This is a genomic window from Nannocystis bainbridge (assembly GCF_028368995.1).
GTDB classification, from domain to species: domain Bacteria; phylum Myxococcota_A; class Polyangia; order Nannocystales; family Nannocystaceae; genus Nannocystis; species Nannocystis bainbridge.
Map to the genome: position 1 here is coordinate 2,723,267 of NZ_JAQNDL010000003.1, position 19,402 is coordinate 2,742,668.

15 protein-coding genes and 1 pseudogene are annotated in these 19,402 nt (G+C 71.9%); 8 read left to right on the plus strand and 8 right to left on the minus strand.

The features are described from left to right. The first annotated feature begins 171 nt into the window (after positions 1-171). On the plus strand, positions 172-924 hold the full coding sequence (locus POL25_RS36040) for an amidohydrolase family protein (protein ID WP_272090889.1): 753 nt from the start codon (positions 172-174) through the stop codon (positions 922-924). A gap of 393 nt (positions 925-1,317) precedes the next feature. Here the strand turns inward: POL25_RS36040 and POL25_RS44690 are convergent, their stop codons facing one another. Beyond that, complete coding sequence (locus tag POL25_RS44690) at positions 1,318-3,222, minus strand: ABC transporter ATP-binding protein (RefSeq protein WP_272090890.1); 1,905 nt, start codon at positions 3,220-3,222, stop codon at positions 1,318-1,320. Between the two features lie 979 nt (positions 3,223-4,201). On the opposite strand from POL25_RS44690, the gene POL25_RS36050 reads away from it, so the two are divergent. Next, positions 4,202-4,372, plus strand: coding sequence for a hypothetical protein (locus POL25_RS36050; protein WP_272090891.1), 171 nt, complete (start codon positions 4,202-4,204; stop codon positions 4,370-4,372). Between the two features lie 167 nt (positions 4,373-4,539). Next, a complete protein-coding gene (locus POL25_RS36055) occupies positions 4,540-5,694 on the plus strand; it encodes a VWA domain-containing protein (protein WP_272090892.1) in 1,155 nt (384 codons plus the stop codon). Positions 5,695-5,914: 220 nt separating this feature from the next. Here POL25_RS36055 and POL25_RS36060 read toward each other — a convergent pair whose 3' ends face one another. Next, a complete protein-coding gene (locus POL25_RS36060; protein WP_272090893.1) occupies positions 5,915-7,669 on the minus strand; it encodes a glycosyl hydrolase family 28-related protein in 1,755 nt (584 codons plus the stop codon). 252 nt (positions 7,670-7,921) lie between these two features. Between POL25_RS36060 and POL25_RS36065 the strand changes: the two genes are divergently transcribed. Continuing rightward, positions 7,922-9,562: a hypothetical protein gene (locus POL25_RS36065; RefSeq protein WP_272090894.1), complete on the plus strand. Its 1,641-nt coding sequence runs from the start codon at positions 7,922-7,924 to the stop codon at positions 9,560-9,562. Between the two features lie 3 nt (positions 9,563-9,565). On the opposite strand, the gene POL25_RS36070 is transcribed toward POL25_RS36065, so the two are convergent. After that, on the minus strand, positions 9,566-10,615 hold the full coding sequence (locus tag POL25_RS36070) for an NAD-dependent epimerase/dehydratase family protein (RefSeq protein ID WP_272090895.1): 1,050 nt from the start codon (positions 10,613-10,615) through the stop codon (positions 9,566-9,568). 106 nt (positions 10,616-10,721) lie between these two features. Between POL25_RS36070 and POL25_RS36075 the strand changes: the two genes are divergently transcribed. Next, complete coding sequence (locus tag POL25_RS36075) at positions 10,722-12,158, plus strand: sensor histidine kinase (protein ID WP_272090896.1); 1,437 nt, start codon at positions 10,722-10,724, stop codon at positions 12,156-12,158. Here POL25_RS36075 and POL25_RS36080 read toward each other — a convergent pair. Continuing rightward, the gene (locus POL25_RS36080) at positions 12,091-13,470 is read right to left on the minus strand and encodes a cytochrome P450 (RefSeq protein ID WP_272090897.1); all 1,380 of its coding nucleotides are present in this window, start codon (positions 13,468-13,470) and stop codon (positions 12,091-12,093) included. The two genes, POL25_RS36075 and POL25_RS36080, sit on opposite strands and share 68 nt — an antisense overlap. Before the next feature lie 49 nt (positions 13,471-13,519). Between POL25_RS36080 and POL25_RS36085 the strand changes: the two genes are divergently transcribed. Further along, a complete protein-coding gene (locus POL25_RS36085; RefSeq protein WP_272090898.1) occupies positions 13,520-14,809 on the plus strand; it encodes a homoserine dehydrogenase in 1,290 nt (429 codons plus the stop codon). A 159-nt stretch (positions 14,810-14,968) separates the two neighbouring features. On the opposite strand, the gene POL25_RS36090 is transcribed toward POL25_RS36085, so the two are convergent. From POL25_RS36090 to POL25_RS45090, 3 genes and pseudogenes are all read right to left on the minus strand, one after another. Continuing rightward, on the minus strand, positions 14,969-15,274 hold the full coding sequence (locus tag POL25_RS36090) for an STAS domain-containing protein (protein ID WP_272090899.1): 306 nt from the start codon (positions 15,272-15,274) through the stop codon (positions 14,969-14,971). Positions 15,275-15,341: 67 nt separating this feature from the next. Beyond that, positions 15,342-16,313, minus strand: a complete 972-nt coding sequence (locus tag POL25_RS45085; RefSeq protein WP_506417457.1) for an ADP-ribosylglycohydrolase family protein — start codon at positions 16,311-16,313, stop codon at positions 15,342-15,344. Further along, a pseudogene (locus POL25_RS45090) lies at positions 16,305-16,811 on the minus strand (O-acetyl-ADP-ribose deacetylase); the annotation flags it as partial. The gene POL25_RS45085 and the pseudogene POL25_RS45090, both read right to left, overlap by 9 nt. Positions 16,812-16,900: 89 nt before the next feature. Here POL25_RS45090 and POL25_RS36105 point away from each other — a divergent pair. Continuing rightward, the gene (locus POL25_RS36105; protein WP_272090900.1) at positions 16,901-17,587 is read left to right on the plus strand and encodes a DUF4336 domain-containing protein; all 687 of its coding nucleotides are present in this window, start codon (positions 16,901-16,903) and stop codon (positions 17,585-17,587) included. Between the two features lie 39 nt (positions 17,588-17,626). Further along, entirely contained in the window at positions 17,627-18,289 is a 663-nt protein-coding gene (locus POL25_RS36110; RefSeq protein WP_272090901.1) for a TetR/AcrR family transcriptional regulator, read from the plus strand. A 344-nt stretch (positions 18,290-18,633) separates the two neighbouring features. Here POL25_RS36110 and POL25_RS36115 read toward each other — a convergent pair whose 3' ends face one another. Beyond that, positions 18,634-19,395, minus strand: coding sequence for a biotin--[acetyl-CoA-carboxylase] ligase (locus POL25_RS36115; protein WP_272090902.1), 762 nt, complete (start codon positions 19,393-19,395; stop codon positions 18,634-18,636). Positions 19,396-19,402 lie beyond the last annotated feature (7 nt).

Consider the following 19,402-nt stretch of genomic DNA (forward strand, 5'->3'; position numbering starts at 1 on the left):
ACCCGCCGAGCAGCCCTCTCCGACGCTCCACCCGCAGGTCCACGATTCCTCGCCGCTCGTTACCTCCGACCCTCCTCGTCGCAACCAACCCGCGCCCTTGATGCGACCTGCTCGAGTATATTAGCCATGCCTTCGCGGCCTCGTGGACCGCTCTTCGCTCGCCCGTCCGCCATGCTCTTCGACGCCCACCTCCACATCATCGAACCGCGCTTCCCGCTCGTCCCCAATCAAGGCTGGCTGCCCGCTGCTTTTGATGTCCCCGAGTACATGTCCCATGCGACAGCCATGGGCATCACTGGCGGCGCCGTCGTGTCCGGCTCGTTCCAGGCGTTCGACCAGTCGTACCTCGAGGACGCCCTCGCCCGGCTCGGCCCCACCTACGTCGGCGTCACCCAGCTCCCGGCCGACGTCCCGGACGCCGAGGTCGTGCGACTGAACCATCTCGGCGTCCGGGCCGTGCGCTTCAACCTGCGTCGCGGTGGTTCGGCCGACCTCGCCGACCTCGAGACCCTCGCCCGCCGCGTCCACGACCTCGCGGGATGGCACACCGAGCTCTACGTCGATTCGTCCGACCTGTCGGAGCTCGCGCCGCGACTGCGTGCGCTGCCCCGGGTCAGCATCGATCACCTCGGCCTGTCGGCGGCCGGTCTGCCGACCTTGCTCGCGCTGGTCGAGCATGGCGTGCGCGTCAAGGCCACCGGCTTCGGCCGCGTCGACTTCGAAGTGGCTGACGTCCTGCGCCAGATCTCCGCCATCGACCCTCACGCCCTCATGTTCGGCACCGACCTGCCCTCGACCCGCGCCCCGCGGCCCTTCACACCCGCGGACCTCCCTCTTTTAAAAGAGGCCCTGAGCCCCGAGCTGTCACGCCGCGCCCTCTACGACAACGCGATCGCCTGGTACCGCCCCGCCGCCCTCGCATAATCACTGCTCGCCCGTTCGTACTGAATCACGCTGCGCCACTGTGCCTCCTCCGTTCCGTGCTGCTCACCCCGCAGCGTTGCGCCTCGCCCGTTCATGCCAGTCACCCCGCGGCGTTGCGCCTCCTCCGTCCGCGCTGGTCACCCCGCGGCATTGCCCCTCCGTTCTTGCTGGTCCCCTGCGGTCATGCACCTCGCCCGTTCGTGCTGCTCACCCCCGCGGCGTTGCGCCTCGCCCGTTCGTGCCAGTCACCCCGCGGCGTTGCGCCTCGCCCGTTCGTGCCAGTCACCCCGCGGCGTTGCGCCTCCTCCGTCCGTGCTGGTCCCCCCGCGCCGTTACGCTTCCTCCGTTCGTGCTGGTCCCGCTGCGGTCATGCACCTCGCCCGCTCGCGCCGCTCACGTCGGCTCCTCGCGCAGCCTCCCGTTCGCCAACCGCACCGTTCGGCCTGCGCACAGCCCCACGAAGCGCGCGTCGTTCGTGGCCACCAGCGCCGCCCCGCCCGCGGCCGCGTGCTCGCGCAGCATCGTCGCCATCAGCGCGCCGCCGGCCGGATCGAGGCCATTGCTCGGCTCGTCGAGCACCCATAGCGGCGGCGCCCCGATCGTCGCCGCCGCCAGGTACGTCCGCTTCACCTGGCCGAAGGACAACGTGCGCATCCGCTGCTCCATCACTGGCGTCAATCCCAGGCGCTCGCACAGCGCCGGGCTCGGCGGCGGCGCGCGCTTGATCACAGCGACCAGCGCCAGCAGCTCGCGCACTCCCAGGTCCGGGAACGCATCCGCCGTGTCGGGCGCATAGGCCAACGCTCGCCGCCCTTCGGCGCCTCCGTCCAGCGCTGCCCCGGCCACCGTCACCTGCCCGCGATCGGGTTCGACCAGCCCGGCCGCGATCCGCAGCAGCGTCGACTTGCCGGCCCCGTTCTCGCCCAGCAGCAGCACCACCTCGCCGGCGGCGCAGCGCAGATCGATCTCCTCCAGCACGATCCGGGTCCCCAGCCGCTTGCGCACACCGATCATCGCCAGCACCACCGCCGCACCTCCAGCTGCTCGCCCATCGCGGCTGACCGATCGGGCATGTCCGAACAACCATATCACCGCCACCGCCAGCGCCCACGCCAGCATTGCCAGCGTCGGTTGCCACGCCAGGGTGGCCAGCGCCAGCGTCGCCGCCAGCAATAGCACCAGCACCAGTCGCCCCGGCCCCCGGCTGCCGAATCGCTCCGTCCAGCGCCCCGCCAGCCCGGCGAAGGTCAGCAGACTCGCGCCCGCCAGCCCCCCCGCCAGCAGCAGCCGCGGCGCCGACGACCACTCCGTCGCCAGTGCCAGCGCGGCCGCGCTGGCGACCCCGAGTCCGGCTCCCAGCCCCGCCAACGCCAGCGCCATCGCCCCGCGCCGGATCGGCCCCGACGCCCCCGCCGTCCGCAGCAACCACAGCGCCCCGGCCTCGAGCCGCAGCAGCGGCCCGCTCGCCGCCGACCCTGCGACCAGCCCCGCCGGCACCATGAAGCCGCACAGATAGTGCTGCAGCCCCGACGGATCGCGCACCGCATTGGTGCGCGCCGCCAGCCACGCCGCCGCCGTCGCCAGCGCCATCATCAGCGCTCCGCGGGCCAGCACCGTCGCGTGCCCGCGGGCCACACTCGTCAGCAGCGCCTGCGCCAGCATCCACGGCCCTGGCAGCCGCCGCGACAGACCGCGCCCGCCTGACGAGCGCGTCGGCGCCGCCAGCCACGCCGCGCGCAACGCCAGCAGCGCGATCGGCCAGCTCACCACCGCCAGCACCAGCGGCGGAGCCAGGACCAGACCTGCCACCACCGCCATCACCGCGGCCCATCCGCGCGCCCCCGCCGGTCGTGCCAGCAGCACCCCGTGCCCCGCCAGCGCCCCGCCGAGCGCGCCTGCGGCCGCCACCGGCCCGCCCCCCAGCGCCCAGAGCAGCCCCCACAGCGACTCGGCCACCAGCGAGAAGCCCAGCAGGATCGCCAGGTGCCACCCGCGCCGCGCCGGCAGTGAGCGCAACCACAAGCTCGACCTCGACTGCCACAGCGCCGCCATCGTCGGCGCCAGCGCGATCAGCCACGCGCACCACAGCAGCGCCCGCGCCAGCGGCGACGCCCCTGCGCCCTCGACCACCGTCGCCGTCGTCAACCCGTTGCCGCCGAACAACAGCCCCGCCACCGCCACGAGCCCGACGTACACCGGCAGCCCACGACGCGACGCCTCCTGACCCGCCGTCAGCGCGAGCGCCCGGGCCAGCGCCCACGCTGCGGGCAGTTCGGCGAGGACGCGCGCGACCGCCACGCGCCTTGCCATCGCAGGACCCGCGGCGCCTGTCAATGCCGGCCCGTCCCCGCGTCGCCCTGCTCGCTCCACCTCGGGAGCCTTCTCCGGCGCGCGTCGCCTGACCATCATCCTCCGCGCGGAGACTCTGGCCGACCCGATCTTCTTCCTCGATCGACCTCGCCCCGTCGGGGTCGACCTCGCAGCCGCGTCCATGGGCGCTCGCCGACGTCCCCGTCGCTCCCTCCACGCTGCCCTGACCGCGCAAGCGACCACCGAGGAAGCAGGCAAAAAGCCGTTGCAGGCGCGAACGGACGGTCACGAAAACATCCACGACGAGCGCTCCATCGATTCCTCGTTGGGTCTACACGCATACCATTGCCCTCGCAACGCCCGCTGGTCGTGAGTCCCAGCCACAACTCGATTTGGCCCCTCACCATCGCAGCAGGGCCAGCCCAACCGAGATTGGTGAGCCAATGCAATCTCTCGCCCTGGACCTTCGACGACGGCGACCGCATCCTGCTGAGCCGGCTCGCCCGCGATCTTCCACTCCCGACAATCGAATGCCACGGATCACCGCCTATGTACATTGTGCAGCCACGACCGCGACGACCTCGTCACCCCGCGAGCGCCGGCCGACGAGCACCTACATTGTCGACATCGACCCACCGCCAGACCCCAATTTCGCCCCACGCGGCCCCCGCCTCGCTTTCAGGGTCTGGCGCTGGCGCCGAGCTGACTACCTGCGCGGCCCTCCGCGGCCCACTCCGCGTGCGCACAATCGCTCGACTCAGCCCCTCCCGGACACCGCGAATTGCGCACTCTGAAGACGGCGCCAATCCCGCAGCTACCGCAGCCGGCGCAAACCTGGCTACGACCCGTTTACGGGGCCCCTCGTAGAATTGTGCGCGGCGCACGCAGCGCGATTGCTCTTCTCCCTGGGCAGTCCATGCAGGGGGTCCAGGGTGGCGTACGCGTCCCCGTGCCCACCGAGGATTCCATGCGTGATCACAACCATACCCCTCAAGCCCCCTACCACCGGGAACACCCGAACATCCCGCTGTCGATGACGGCCGCGGACAGCGCCCCGTATACGGCCGCGTCCAGCTTCTCGCCGTGGGGCGGCGACGATTTGGAAGAGTGCGAAGAGGAGCCGTGCGCCTGGTCGTGACTGGCCTCTGGGCCAGGTCCTCGAGGACAGGCCCCTCTCGCGAGCCCGGCGCGTGAATTCCAAGGCGCGTCCGGCGATCGGGCGAAATTGCGCCAATTGACGAGAAGCTGGTCGTAAAGGGCGTCCAGACGATTGACAAGCGGTGGCCCGTCGGACGAATTGGGGCCGTGCAGTCCGTCACGCCCCTCACTGTGCGCATCCGCCGCGCGTTCTCTCGGCTGTTCGATTCGCGGCGGATCGGCCGCAGCATCGCCCTCGGCGCTGCGCTGTCCGTGCCGCTGATCGCTTGCACCTCGCTGACCCTCACTCGCCTGAATTCGGCGCAGAAGAAGCCCAACAACGTGTGGGTATTCTTCACCGTCGAGCAGAACGAGGAGCCGGTCGCAGGCCTCCAGGCCGAGGACTTCCAGATCTACGAAGACGGCGATCTGGTCTCGACCTACGAGAGCAAGCAGGTCATTCAGAACCCCGAGGTCGCGGCGGTCATGTACACCATGCTGCTGCTCGACGTGTCGGGCTCCGTGTCCGAGTCCGGCTCGGCGGACCAGTTGGTCGACGCCGCGCAGCTGTTCACCGACCGCGTCGGCAAGACCCAGAAGGTCGGCGTCTACGCGTTCGACGGTGAGAAGGAGCTGCACTCGGTGACGCCCTTCACCGAGTCGGAGGGCGCCGTCTCGGGCGGCCTCGACGGCCTGCGGACCTACAAGCCCAAGGACCCCTCGACCAACCTTCACGGTGCGGTCATGGAGGGGCTCAAGGAGCTCAAGAAGTCGCTCGACAAGGAGAAGAAGCCGCTCAAGTTCGGCACCCTCGTCGTGTTCACCGACGGCACCGACCGCGCCGCCCGCTTCTCGCGCGAGGACATGAAGGGCGAGCTGCTGAAGGAGCAGTACAAGGACTACGAGATCTACGCGATCGGCGTCGGCGCGGAGATCAAGAAGGCCGGCCTCGGCGACATCGGCCGCGACGGCACCGAGCTGGCGACCGAGCAGACCGGCGTCAAGACGGCCTTCGAGAAGGTCGCCGACCGCATCGAGCGCCACACCAAGCGCTTCTACCTGCTGTCCTACTGCACCCCGGCGCGCAAGGGCACCCACACCGTCCGCATCGTCGCCAACAGCAAGAGCCCCAAGGGCTCCGGCCAGCTCGAGTGGGACTTCAACGCCGACGGCTTCGGCCCCCCGCCTGAGTGCGACCCCAACACCCCGCCCGTGTTCCCGCTCAAGACCGGCGAGATCGTCGACACCGGCAAGATCCAGGGCGACAGCGGCAGCGGCGGCAAGGTCAAGGTCAAGGCCAGCGCCTCCGCCTCGGCCGGTTAACTGAGCCGCGCGCGCTCGCGTCAGCGCCGAGAAGGGCATGTCCTCGCGGACATGCCCTTTTTGACATGGTCAAAAGAGCATGTCTCAGAGGGCATGACCATTCAGACATGTCACGACATTGCGCGCCATGCATCACCCCGACGCGCCCGAGCCGCCTCGACGCGCGCGTGATTCCAGCGCCCGCTTTTTGATAAAGCGAGAGAGAGTCTTTGGGACAGGCTCAGCCGCCGAGCCGGCGCGCCAGTTGGTCTTCGTACAGCGACGGCGGGTCGAGCGGCTCGACCTGACCGGGGCCCTCGACCCAGTCCTCCGGCGCGGTCCCGGCGGCGTCGGGCGACTCCAGGCTGGTCTCGACCGCCAGCTGCGGGCCGACCCCGATCACGTAGCCGTGGCCGAACTGGCGCGAGCGCACCACCCCCTTGCCGCTCGCGTTCCACACCGCCGACTGCGTCGCGCTGTGGCCGGCCCCGCTCGACCACGCCAGGCGATTGACCGCGCCCCAGCCGTCGTCGACCACGCTCTGGTCGAGCAGGTTCGCCGTCGCCAGCGAGTGGTGGAACTCCGACAGCCCCACCGTCCCGAACTCGCTGCCCATCAGCGCCACCGCCTTGCCCTCCGAGCTGTGCACCCGCAGCCACACGATCCCCGTCGCGCCGAAGCCCCAGTTCTGCACGAAGTTGTGCCGCCCCGCCCGCGCCACGCAGTCGCGCACCAGCACCTCCCCGCTCTGCATCACCTCGAACAGATAGCCGTTGCCGCCGTCGCCGCGGTGCTGCGCCAGCTCGAGCGTGCTCTCGGCCACCGTCACCCGCGCGCTGCGCTGAATCGTCAGACCGCCGGATTGCAGGTGGCGCCCGGACCCCTTGCCCTCCGCCGGCGCTCCTGGCGACACGAACGACCTCACCCCCGAGACCCACGCGTCGCGCACCCCGATCATCGCCACCGCGTACACCTGGTCCTGCGACCACGCGTCCTCCCAGCCGACCGCGTTGGCGACCCCGACGTCCATCAACGCCACCTCGCGCAGCAGCCCCGTCACCGGCCGCACGCTGGCCTGGTCGCGCACGAGCGCCGGGTAGCGCAGCGGCACGTCGAGCTCGAGCGTGCCGCTGACGCCGTCGACCGCCGTCACGGTGCGCCAGAAGAACGGCTGCCAGGTGTCGTTGAACTGCTGCCAGGTGCCCGTCATCGCGTGCTCGCCGACGAACGCCGGGGAGATCTGCCAACCGATGGCGATCTCGTCGCCGACCTTCAGGCTGCTCGGATCGGCCACCGTGATCGTGCGCGACCGCTCCTCTCCGCTCTCGGTCAGCGCCACGTCGACCCCCAGCTGCGGCGCGCCGGCGAACGTCAGATGTGCCTCATAGGACATGTCCGAAAAGGCAGTGAACCATAGTCGGCTCTGCTCGGCCCCGTCGCCCTGGATCACCGTGTTCGAGCTGCTGACCGTCAGCCGCCCGTCGACCCGGTAGAGCCCCGCCGGCAGGCGCACGACCGCCCCGCCGGCCGCGGCCGCGGCGTCGAGCGCGGCCTGCAGCGCCGCCGTCGCGTCGCTCGCCCCGGTCTGATCGGCCCCGTGGTCGCGCACCGCGTCGATCGTCTCGGCCGGCAACACGCTGCCCGGCGTCACCTCGGCCAGGCGATAGCCGGCGTACGAAAAATCGTGGAGATAGCGCCCCTCCGGCCCCGTGAACGCCGGCGTCCAGTCCTCCGGATAGAGCTCGCTGCGCCACCCCGCCGGCTCGCCGGTCGTGCTCGTCCCGTCGCCCGTGCTGCTGCTCGTCCCGGTCGGCCCCGTCGTGCTCGTCGGCTCGCCCGTGGTGCCTGACGGATCGCTCGTGGTCCCCGTCGTCGTGCCCGTCACCTCCGCGCCCGTGCTCGGGCCCTCGCCCGTCGAGGTCGACGCGCTCGTGCTGCCGTCGCCCCCGCCACAGGCCATCACCCACACCACCGACGTCACCGCGAGCCGACGCATGATCTCCAGCATGCCCGAGCACCGACCTCAGCCGTAAGGGGCCGCCGATCGCCGCTGCCTCACGACCTCCGCCACAGCGCCTGACTGTTCGGACATGCCCTTACGGACATCTTCGAAAGTGCGCGCGGCCGCGGTCCGCCGACCCCGGCGAACAGCGGCCGGTTTCACTCGCAAAGACGTGTCGTGAATCTCACCCGAGCGGGAACTTTACCGCCCTCCGAGCGTGCCACCCTTTGCGTGAGCGCCCCCAGCGTGACCCCTGTCGCACCCGTCGTCGCCGAGGTCGTCGCCCGTCATCGCGGCCGCATCGTCGACGTCCAGCACGTCCGCTGGCGCGAGCCGCCCGCTGTCACTCCGGCGGCCTTGCTCGTCGGCGGCGCGGCGCTCTCGCTGCTCGGCCTCGCCCTCGCCCTGCGCGGCCTGGCCCAGGTCGGAGCCGCCGCCGCCTGCGAGCTGCCCCCCTGTCCCACCGTCGGCGCCGGCACTGGCCTCGGCGCCTGCCTCGTCGCCGCCGGCCTGCTCCCGCTGGTCCTCGGACTGGTCCGCTGGCGCGACCGCGCGCGCGCTCGCTACACCCTCGGCGAGGCCCCCGGGGCCGACTTCATCGTCGCCGTGCCCGGGGCCCCCGCCGAGGGCGTCCCGCTGATCATCGCCCTCGAGCAGGGCTTCGTGCTCGGCCTCCCGCCCGGCGCGCGCGGCCACGTCAGCGGCGACAGCCCGATCGACCTCGCCGAGGCCGTCGCCCAGGGCCGCCGCTCGCTCGCCCTCCCGGCCGGCGCCGCGGCCCGCATCGAGCTCGGCGACCTGACCTTCGAGATCTCCCAGGTCGCGCCCGCCGACGCCCCACACGACCCGATCGAGCTCGACCGCCTCGCCTGGCTCAGCCACGCGGCCGCCCTCTTGCTGGTCGGCGGCTGGGCGCTGTGGCTCGGCACCTCCGAGCCGGTCGCCGTCGTGCTCGACCACGAGGCGCAGATCGAGCTGGCCGCCCGCTACATCACCCCCGCGCCGCCGCAGCCCGAGTCGGCCCCGCCCCCGCCGCCGGTCACCACCCCACGCGTGGCGCTGCCGCGTCAGGTCGAGAAGCCCGCGCGCGCCCCCGAGCCTGCGCCCGAGCCCGAGGCCCCGCCGCTCGGCTTCGTCGTCGACGAGAGCGCCGGCCTGGTCGCCCCGTCCTCACCGGCAGCCTTCGCCCGTCGCCCGACCAAAGTCGGCTCTCGCTTCGACCGCCGCTTCGACTACGACCGCGTCGCCGGCCACCTCGGCGATCCCGGCTTCGTCGGCGCCGTCGAGGACTTCACCGTCAACATGAAGCACGGCCAGCGCGCCTACAAGGGCGGTCCCGAGGACGACGCCTGGTGGGCCCAGGCCACCGGCGGTCCCCCGCGCACCAGCAAGCATTTCGGCGGCCTCGAGCTCGCCGAGACCGAGCGCGGCGGCGGCCTCCACCCCGCCAAGCCCGCGGCCAAGCAGGCACCTGTCTCTCAGGTCACGTTGACCGCCTCGCGCGGCCTGCCGCCGCCGACCAAACAGGAGCTGGCCGAGGACCGCATCATCGCCCAGCTCCACATCGACGGCCCGGTGATCACCGGCGACGCCGGCCTCGACAAGATCGCCCTCAAGCAATACGCGCGCAAGCGGGCCGGCCCGTGGCGCGCCTGCTACGAAAAGGCGCTGCTCAAGGACCCCGAGCTCGCCGGCATCATGCAGTTCCAGGTCCACTTCGACGAGGCCGGCGAGGCCACCCTCGCCCGCGTCAACTGGTCGACTCTCTCGATCGGCAAGATCGAGGACTGCCTCGCCAAGGCCTCGCTCGGCTGGCGGCTCGCGCCGATCATGCCCAAGCCGACCAAGGCCGTGTTCGAGCTGCAGTTCGAGTCGCACACCCGCTGAGTTTCAGCGGGCGATCATCCCCTCGTCGACGAAGAACCGGTGCCACGCGCGCACCGCCGCCGGCAGGTCGCCCGGCACGAACCCGAGCTCCTGCTGCGCCTTGGTGGTGTCGGCGCGGCGCTGCATCGTCAGCACGAACACCGCGCCGGGCGTCAGGTGCTGCGGCACGTTGGGGAACAGCCTGGCCATCGGCTTGGAGATCGTGCGCGCCACCGCCGACATCAGCCGCGGCGACAGGGCGATCGGCCGCCGGTCGGTCCCGATCTGCTCGGCGAACAGCGCCACCATCTCGTCCATCGTCACGTAGCGGGTGCTGAAGATGTAGCGCTGACCGGTGCGCCCGCGCTCCATCGCCAGCACGTGCCCGCGCGCCAGGTCCTCGGTCGTCACCGCCTCGTAGCCGCCGGGGATGATCGCCCGCAGCTTGCCGCGCGAGAAGTCGATCATCGCCTTGCCCGTGCGCGACGGCAGATAGTCGTACGGCCCGACCACCCCGGTCGACACCGCGATCACCACGTCGAGCCCGTCGGCGCACGCCTGCAGCACCTCGTGCTCGGCCAGCACCTTGGTCCGCGAGTACGGCATCCACTCGACGAACGGATAGAACGGCATGTCCTCGTGGCACGCCTTGCGCGGGTCGTCCGGGTCGAAGCCGATCGTCGAGAACGAGCTCGTGTGGACCACCCGGGCCACCCCGGCCCGCTGGGCCGCGCGCAGCACGTTGCGGGTGCCGAGCACGTTGATCTGCCACAGCTCCCGCATCTGCGGCTCGGTCGGGCTCAGCACCGAGACCTTGGCCGCGGTGTGGTACACGCGCACGCAGCCCTTGGCCGCGCGGGCCACCGAATCGGCGTCGAGCAGGTCGCCTTCCACACGCTCGACCGGCAGGCCCTCGACCCCGCGGTTGTTGTGCCGAGGATGCACCAGCACTCGCACATCCTCTCCTGCGGCCAGCAGATGTCGCACAAGGCTCGCACCGACGTGTCCGCTCGCGCCGGTCACCAGCGTCTTGCCGTTGGGAGGCGACGGAACACTGCTCTGAGGGGTCGTCATGGCGCGCAACGAGACCACGGCGAACGCGCCCTGTAAAGCGCACCCCGCTCGCGACGTGGCCCACGTCGCACCGCGATGGCCGCTGCGTTATGCTCGCGGGCCCCGGATGGCACAGCGCCCGCTGACATGGTCGCGTCGGCTGATCGCCGTGCTCGAGCGCGGCCTGCCGCCCGCGCTGCTGGAGGACCACGAGATGCGCCGCCGCGCCCTCCTCATCGAGGGCACCGCCTGGCTGGTCATCCTCGCCTGCGCGCTCACCGTGCCGGTCATCCTCGCCACCACCACCGGCATCGGTCGCATCACCTCGCTGGCCGCCGACCTCGGCACCATGCTGCTCACCTTCGTGGGCCCGGGGCTGCTGCGCCTGCGCGGCACCCCGGCCGCCGCCGGCCACTGGATCACCGGCTGCGTGTTCGCAGGTACCCTCTACGCCGTCTCGACCACCGGCGCCTTCGCCTCGCCCTACTGGATCTTGCTGGCGATCGTGCCCTTCCTGGCCGCGCAGATGGCGGGCCGCAGCGCCGGCCACCTGTGGGGCGCGATCTGCCTGGTCGGCGTCGTCGCGCTGTTCGCCGTCGACCGCTTCACTGGCGTCCTGCCCCAGTTCCACGACCCTGACCTCACCGGCTCGACCACCGCGATCTACGGCGCCATGACGATCCTCGCCGTGCACGGCCTCAGCCACCTGGCCGACCTCGCCAAGGACGAGGCCATCGCGCGCGCCGAGGCGGCGGCGGTCCAGCTCGAGCACGCCGACCTCGAGGTCGAGCGCGCGCGGATCCTCGCCCAGCAGGCGGTCGCGGCCAGCACCGCCAAGTCGGCCTTCATGGCCACCATGAGCCACGAGCTGCGCACCCCGCTCAACGCCGTCATCGGCTACGCCGAGATGTTGGTCGAGGACGCCGACGCCCAGGGCCTGCCCGACATGCGCGACGACCTCGTCAAGATCGTCGGCGCCAGCCAGCACCTGCTCGGCCTCATCGACGACGTGCTCGACCTCTCGCGCGTCGAGGCGACCAAGCTCGACCTCCAGCGCGAGCAGTTCGCCGCCGAGGACGTCGCCCGCGAGGTCGCCGAGGCGCTGCAGCCGCTCGCGCGCACCCGCGGGACCGCGCTCGAGGTCCGCCCGCCCGCGGTCCCGCTCATCACCCAGCTCGACCGCGGCCGCGTGCGCCAGGTCCTCGTCAACCTGGTCGGCAACGCCCTCAAGTTCACCGCTCGCGGCCGCGTCACCGTGTACGTGCGCGGCGAGGCCGACGGCGACGCGCAGTTCGTCGTGTTCGCGGTCGAGGACACCGGGATCGGCATCCGCGAGGGCGACCACAAGCGCATCTTCGAGCCCTTCACCCAGGTCGACTCGTCGCCGCGCCGCCGCTACGAGGGCACCGGCCTCGGCCTCTCGCTGTGCAAGCACCTCGTCGAGATGATGGGCGGCACGATCGGCGTGCGCTCGCAGGTCGGTCAGGGCAGCGTCTTCACCGTGCGCTTGCCTGTCGCGGCTCCAGGGCGATCCGCACCGGCCGCGCCGGACGCAGCGTGCTGACCCCGACGCTCGGCACCTCCGCCTCCGTCAGCCGCCAGCTGTAGCGCCGGGCCACCGCCGCCAGCGCGATCACCAGCTCGAGCAGCGCGAAGTGGATGCCGATGCAAATGCGATGACCTGCCCCAAAGGGCATGTACGCCGATTTCTGGCGGGCCTGCGCCGCGCCGGGGGCGAACCGATCGGGGTCGAAGCGGTTGGGGTCGGCCCACACGTCGGGCTGGCGGTGCAGCTCGTGGACCATCACCGTGATGATCGTGCCCTTGGCGATCGGGTAGCCGCCGAGCACGTCGTCGCGCGCGGCGGTGCGGGGGATCGCCCACACCGCCGGGTACAGCCGCAGCGTCTCGTCGATCACCTGCCGCGTGTACGGCAGCTTCGGGATGTCCTCGAGGCCAGGGATGTCGTGGTCCAGCGCGTCGACCTCGGCCTGCACGCGCGCCAACACCTCCGGGTGGCGGGCCAGCAGCGCCAGCGCCCACGTCAGCGACACCGCCGTCGTCTCGTGGCCGGCGATGAACACCGTCATCACCTCGTCGCGCAGCTGCTCGTCGCTCATGCGGCGGCCCGACTCCTCGTCGCTGGTGGCGATCAGCACGTCGAGCAGGTCGCGCTGCTCCGAGCCTGACGCGCCCGCGCGGCGCTTGCCGATGAGGTCGTAGATGAACGCGTCGACCTCTTGCTTGGCCGCCACGAACCGGCGGTTCTGCGGCGTCGGGATCCACAGCGGCGGCGTGAACAGCTCGAACAGGCGCCGGCTGGCCAGGTCGAGCGCCGTCCCGATCGAGCGCCCGATCGGACCGGCCTCGCCGATCTCCGGCACCCCGAACATGGTCCGGCCGATCACGTCCATCGCCATCCGCATCGACTCGAACAGCGCCTCGATCTCGGTCTGGCCCGACCAGCGCTGCAGCATCTGCTCGACCGCCGCGCGCATGTCGTCGGCGTAGCGCTGCACCGCCTTCGGCGTGAAGTGCGGCTGCATCAATCGCCGCTGGCTGGTCCACGTCTCGCCCTCGGACGAGAACAGCCCCTGCCCGACCAGCAGCCGCAGCCCGTCGATCTCGCCGAGCTTTTGATACGCCCCGCGGCTCTCGACCAGGATGTGCTGCGCGTGCTCCGGGCGGACCGTCGGCACCACCACGATCTTGCCGAAGTGGACCGCCAGCGGCGCGCCGTAGCGGCGCACCAGGTCGGTCATGCCGACGAAGTTGGTCTTCCTGGCGATGTCGACCATGCTCCCGAGCCACGGCAGACCGGGCGCCCGCGGCATCGACCTGAACGGCGTTTTACGGACATCGACGGGCGCGTTCATCGCAACGGTCAGCGTCGCACAATCGCTGCCCGTCTGGTACTGTCGCGGCGTGACGGCCCTCGGCGTCGGCATCCTCGGCCTCGGCAACGTCGGCGCGGGCACGGTGCGGCTCCTCGGCGAACGCCGCGAGCGCATCGAAGCCCGCCTCGGGGTGGCCCCGACCATTCGTCGTATCCTCGTGCGCGACCGCGAGCGCGAGCGGGCCGTCGAGGTCGCGCCGGAGCTGCTCACCACCGACATCGACGAGGTCCTCGGCGACCCCGAGATCGCCATCGTCGTCGAGCTCATGGGCGGCGTCGAACCGGCGCGCAGCTACATCCTGGCCGCGCTGCGGGCCGGCAAGCACGTCGTCACCGCCAACAAGGCGGTGCTCGCCGAGCGCGGCGCCGAGATCTTCGCCGAGGCCGCGCGGGTCGGTCGGGCCGTCGTCTTCGAGGGCAGCGTCGCCGGCGGGATCCCCCTGCTCCGCAGCCTGCGCGAAGGCCTCGCAAGCGACCGGATCACCGGCCTTTGCGGGATCGTCAACGGCACCTCCAACTACATCCTCGACGCCATGACCCGCACCGGCGCCGGCTTCGCCGACGCGCTCGCCGGGGCCCAGGCCGCCGGTTACGCCGAGGCCGACCCCAGCCTCGACGTCGGGGGCGGCGACGCGGCCCACAAGCTGGCGCTGCTGGCCCTCGTGGCCTTCGGCGTGCAGGTCGACCCGGGCACGATCGCCACCGAGGGGATCTCCCACGTCACCGCGTTCGACATCCGGGCCGCGGCGGAGCTCGGGTTCGTCATCAAGAGCCTGGCGATCGGCCAGCGCGACGAGCACGGCGTCGGCCTCCGCGTCCACCCCACGCTGGTCCCCCGGGACCACGTGCTCGCCGGCGTCCAGGGGGCCTTCAACGCCGTGCTGGTCCAGTCCGACGCCCTCGGCCCCAGCCTCTACTACGGCCGCGGCGCCGGCATGATGCCGACCGCCGTCGCCGTGGTCTCCGACATCCTCGAGGTCGCCCGCGACATCCTCGCTGGCCTGTACTCGCGGCCAGGTCCTTCCGGACATGTCCCTTCGACCACCTCAAAGCCCGTCAGCCTGCGCCCGCTGGCCGAGGTCGTCTGCGCGCACTACCTGCGCTTCCGCGCCCCGCACGTCCCCGGCGTGCTCGGCCGCGTCGCCGCCTGCCTCGGCCGCCACGGCGTCAGCATCCGCCGCATGGCGCAGGAGACCCCGTCGGCCGACGGCTCGGCGGCGATGGTCATGCTGACCGAGCCCGTCGCCGACGGCTCACTCGCGGCCGCCCTGGTCGAGGCCGCCCTGCCCGTCACCCGCCTGCGCCTGCTCGCGGAGTGACGGCGGCTCGACCTGTTCGAAGAGACAGATCGCGGCGTTCGGCGCGGTCGACGGCGGACCGACCTGCCCGAAGAGACAGTGATCGGCATGCGGCGCAGCCGGCCGAAGCTCCTCGGCCCGGCGAGCGACGATCGTGAATCACCTGTCCTCAGGGACAGCTCACACGATCTCCGGGAACACCGCGTCGTAGCGCAGCAGGCAGAAGATCGCCCGCGGCTGATCGCGGATCCCGGCGATGTGCAGCGCGCCTCCGCGCTGCTTGAGGTGCATGTACAGCCCCATGATCTTGGCCACCCCCGCGTTGTCGATGTGCTCCAGCCCGGACAGCTCGAGCGTCACCTGCTTGCGGCCCTCGGCGAGCACCGCGTCGAACGGCGTGTCGGTGTTCGCCGCCGTCGCGGCATCGAGGCTGCCGGCGAGCGCGAGGGTGGTCGTATCGTCCTGGTCGGTGCGCGAGATCTGCATGGGCTTCGCCGCATCGTAGCCCGGCGCCCGGCCCATGCACGAGCGCGATCCGCCGCGAGCCTCCGCGCTATGAGACGTCGGCCTCGATGCGCGCCACCAGCCGCTCGCAGAGCGTCTCCACGTACTCGCGCGACGCCAGCGCGCGCAGCCACGCCTCCGGGATCGCCGCGCGCCCGTGCATCGCCCCGGCCAGCGCCCCCGTGACCGCCGCCGTCGTGTCCGTGTCCTCGCCGAGGTTGATCGCTGCCAGCACGGCCGCCTCGTAGCTCGGGTGATTCGCCGCGCACCACAGGCTCGCCTCGAGGCAGTGCACCACATAGCCGCTGCCGCGGATCGCCGACGCCGGCGCCTCGACGATCGACCCGTCGAGGATCGCCGCGAGCACCTCGCGCTCCGCATCCGGCACGAACGGCGCCAGCTGTTGCGACGCCGTCGTCATCGCCTGCGCCAGCGGCCGCCCCTGCACCACCTGCGCCAGCAGCAGCGAGAAGTACGCGCAGCACAGCTGCGAGCGCGGGTGCGCGTGCGTCAGCCCGCTGACCTCCATGCTGCAGCGAACGATCTCCGCCGGCGCCAGCGCGCGGGTGAACAGCGACAGCGGCGCGATCCGCATCAGCGACCCGTTGCCGTTGTCGCGCTCGCTGCGGCAGCCCCACTCGCTCGCCGGGGCGCCGTGGGCGTGGCGGGCGATCGCGCTGCGCGTGGCGATGCCGACGTCGAACACCGCCCCGTGCGGCGTGTATGCCTGTCCCTTGAGCCAGGTCAAGAACCGCGCCATCATGTCGGGTGGGTCGTAGCCGTTGTGGATCAGGCTGTCGGCGGTGGCCAGCAGCAGCGAGCTGTCGTCGGACCACGTCCCCGGCGGCTGATCATACGTCCCGTGGCCGCGCACCCCCGTGACCGGGTCCGCGGACAGTTGCTCGCGGCTGCGGAATTCGACGGGGACACCGAGCGCATCACCGACCACGGCCCCGAGCAGGCACCCGAGCATGCGCGCATGCGCGTCGACGCTTGCCGAGGGCCCAGGGTCGGCCAGAATCGCCGCATACGCCTCATGCACGGCCCCGTCGAAGCACACCAGCACGACCCGCTCGATCGCGGCGTCCTCGGCCAGGAACGCCGAGATCGTGCGCACCGCGACGGCGCAGGCCTCCGCGATCGGGTAGCCGTAGATGCCGCACGAGATCGCCGGGAAGGCGATCGTGCGCAGCCCGTGGGCCCGCGCCAGCTCGAGGCTGCTGCGATAGCACGACGCCAGCAGCGCCTCCTCGCCGCGATGGCCCCCGTTCCACACCGGGCCCACCGTGTGGATCACGTGCTTCGCCGGCAGGCGATGGCCGCCGGTGATCTTCGCCTGTCCCGTGGGGCAGCCGTGGAGCATGCGGCACTCCTCGACCAGCTCGCGCCCGGCCGCGCGGTGGATCGCCCCGTCGACCCCGCCACCGCCGAGCAGCGACGTGTTGGCCGCGTTGACGATCGCGTCCACCGCGAGCCGCGTGATGTCCCCGCGAACCAGCTCGATCCGTCGCTCCGCCATCCCGGGAGTGTAAGCCCCGATCGCCCCTCCGGCCACCGGCACCGCCGCGCTTGCACATTTTTCAACCCTCGGTCAGATTCTCGACACTCATGAAGGAGGCCCGCGTGCTGCAGCCGATCGACACCAACTTGTGGACCGCCACCCAGCCGCTGCGCATGCTCGGCCTGCAGATCGGCGCTCGCATGACCATCGTCCGGCTCGGCTCCGGCGGCCTCCTGGTCCACGCGCCGATCGGTCTGACCCCCGAGCTGCGGGCCGAGATCGACACGCTCGGGCCGGTGCAGGTCGTCATCGCTCCCAACTCGATGCACCACCTGTTCCTCGGGCCCTTCCTCGCCGCCTACCCGCAGGCGCGCGGCTACGCGGTCGCCGGCGCGATCGCCAAGCACCCCGAGCTGCAGCTCGAGAGCATCCCCAACAACCCCGACCTGCTCTGGGCCGGCGACCTCGACCAGATCGAGCTCGAGGGCGCCCCCAAGCTCGGCGAGGTCGCCTTCTTCCACCGCGCCTCGCGCACGCTGATCCTCACCGACTGGGTGTTCTACTTCGAGCAGGCGCCCAACTGGATCACCGGGCTCTACCTCCGCCTCACGCGCGCCCTCGGCAAGCCGACCCAGACCGCGGTGATGAAGGGCCTGATCAAGGACCGGGCCGCCGCCCGCGCCTCGATCGAGCGCCTGTTGCAGTGGGACTTCGACCGCGTCGTCATGAGCCACCGCGACATCCTGCCGGCCGGCGGCAAGCAGGCCGTGCGCGCCGCCACCGCCTGGCTGTAGCGCCAGGTCCTTCGCGGCATGTTCTCTGCGACAGGTCCCATGGGACAGCCACGCACCGCCGCCGAACCCGAGCCGAGCCCCGAGGCGCGGCGCCTGGCTCGCAAGTCGCGGCGCCAGGACAACCGCCGCCAGCAGATCCTCCGCGCCGCCCGCGAGGTGCTGCTGGCGAGCGGCCCCGAGGCGTTCACGATGGAGCAGGTGGCCCGGGCCGCCGACGCCAGCAAGGCCGCGCTCTACTATTATTTCGAGGCCAAGGAGGAGGTCGTCGCGGCCCTGGCGATCGAGGCCCTGCGGCGCGAGGTCGAGGCCGTCAGCGCCGCCGTGATCGCCGCCGAGCGCGGCATCGACGGCCTCGCGGCGCTGCTGCGCGGCCGCGTCGAGCACTACCTCGCCGACCCCGACTCGTTCCGGATCCTCTACACCTGGGCGCCGACGCTGGGCGCGACCCAGCGCCTGGTCCTGGCCGAGATCTTGCCCCTCACCGCGGTCGTCAGCCAGACGCTCGAGGCCAAGCTGCAGCGCGACCGCAAGGCCGGTCTGCTCCACCCCGACGCCAACCCGGCCCGCCTGTCCCAGGTCGCCTGGATCACCAGCCACGGCCTGCTCAGCTACGCGATGAACCAACCCCACCCGGAGCGCGGCGCCTGGCGCCCCCTGTGCGACGAAGCCTGCGCCGCCCTGGTCCGCGGCGCCACGCGCTGACGCAGCTCATGGCCGCGAGCCGCGGCGTCGTGATGCACTGCGATGAATGCTGCGCCAGCCCGGTCCGCGGCGCCACGCGTGACTCAGTACATCGCCGCGAACCGCAGCGTCGCTATGCGCTGCGACGAAGCCTGCGCCGCCCCGGTCCGCGGCGCCACGCGTGACTCAGGACATCGCCGCGATCCGCGGCGTCTCAATGCGCTGTGACGAAGCCTGCGCCACCCCGGTCCGCGGCGCCTCGAACGTCGCGTGCTCCGTCCCCCTGCCAGCAATCGCGCCTCTGAGGCCGCGGTCGCTTCGCCACGATCTCTTTCGATCTTCGAGCCCGCGAGGCGACGCTCGTCTCACGGCGCCAGCCACACGTCGCCGGACTCGACCCTGCGCGGCGGCCCGCCGTCTGCCAGCGCGACCATCAGCGCCCCGTCGTCGGCCAGCCCCAGCGCCTTTGCCTGCACCTTCGGGCCTGCCCCATTCGACATGTCCACAAAGACATCCCGATCTCGCAGCGCGCAGTGGGGCTCGTAGCGGCCGCGGATCGCCGCGAACCCGCCGGAGAAGAACTGCTCCAGCGCGGCCTCCAGCGCCGGCAAGATCCGCCCCAGCACCGCCTCGCGGCTCGGCGTTGCTTCGCCCAGCTCGCGGCGCAGGCTCGTCGCCGTCGCTGCCAGCGGCTCGGGGAACAGCGACCGACCCACGTTGACGCCGAAGCCGACCACCACCTCGGGCGACGACCCGACCCACCGCGCCTCGCAGAGGATCCCCGCCAGCTTGCGGCCTTCGACCAGCACGTCGTTGGGCCACTTCAGCTGCGCCGCTGGCAGCCAACGCGACAGGCCCTCGCGCAGCCCTGCGCCCACCGCCAGCCCGAGCGCCCCGATCGGCTTGCCCGCGTCCGGCCGCAAGATCGCGCTGACATACAGGTCCTCGCCCGACTCCGACGCCCACGCCCGCCCCAGCCGCCCGCGCCCCGCCGTCTGTGCGTCCGCGGTCACCAGCGCCCCGTGCGGCGCCCCGGCCCGCGCCCACGCCAGCGCGCGATCGTTGGTCGACCCGAGCTCGGCCCAGTGCTCGCGCGGGCGCCCGAGCCAGCGCGTCGCAAAGGCCATATTTTCG

What these genes read in the sequence shown, in the direction of transcription:
- POL25_RS36070 (WP_272090895.1), bottom strand. Translation starts at nt 10,615, where the DNA reads ATGACGACCCCTCAGAGCAGTGTTCCGTCGCCTCCCAACGGCAAGACG.
- POL25_RS36075 (WP_272090896.1), top strand. Translation starts at nt 10,722, where the DNA reads ATGGCACAGCGCCCGCTGACATGGTCGCGTCGGCTGATCGCCGTGCTC.
- POL25_RS36040 (WP_272090889.1), top strand. Translation starts at nt 172, where the DNA reads ATGCTCTTCGACGCCCACCTCCACATCATCGAACCGCGCTTCCCGCTC.
- POL25_RS36105 (WP_272090900.1), top strand. Translation starts at nt 16,901, where the DNA reads ATGAAGGAGGCCCGCGTGCTGCAGCCGATCGACACCAACTTGTGGACC.
- POL25_RS36050 (WP_272090891.1), top strand. Translation starts at nt 4,202, where the DNA reads ATGCGTGATCACAACCATACCCCTCAAGCCCCCTACCACCGGGAACAC.
- POL25_RS36115 (WP_272090902.1), bottom strand. Translation starts at nt 19,395, where the DNA reads ATGGCCTTTGCGACGCGCTGGCTCGGGCGCCCGCGCGAGCACTGGGCC.
- POL25_RS36090 (WP_272090899.1), bottom strand. Translation starts at nt 15,274, where the DNA reads ATGCAGATCTCGCGCACCGACCAGGACGATACGACCACCCTCGCGCTC.
- POL25_RS36110 (WP_272090901.1), top strand. Translation starts at nt 17,627, where the DNA reads ATGGGACAGCCACGCACCGCCGCCGAACCCGAGCCGAGCCCCGAGGCG.
- POL25_RS36080 (WP_272090897.1), bottom strand. Translation starts at nt 13,470, where the DNA reads ATGAACGCGCCCGTCGATGTCCGTAAAACGCCGTTCAGGTCGATGCCG.
- POL25_RS36060 (WP_272090893.1), bottom strand. Translation starts at nt 7,669, where the DNA reads ATGCGTCGGCTCGCGGTGACGTCGGTGGTGTGGGTGATGGCCTGTGGC.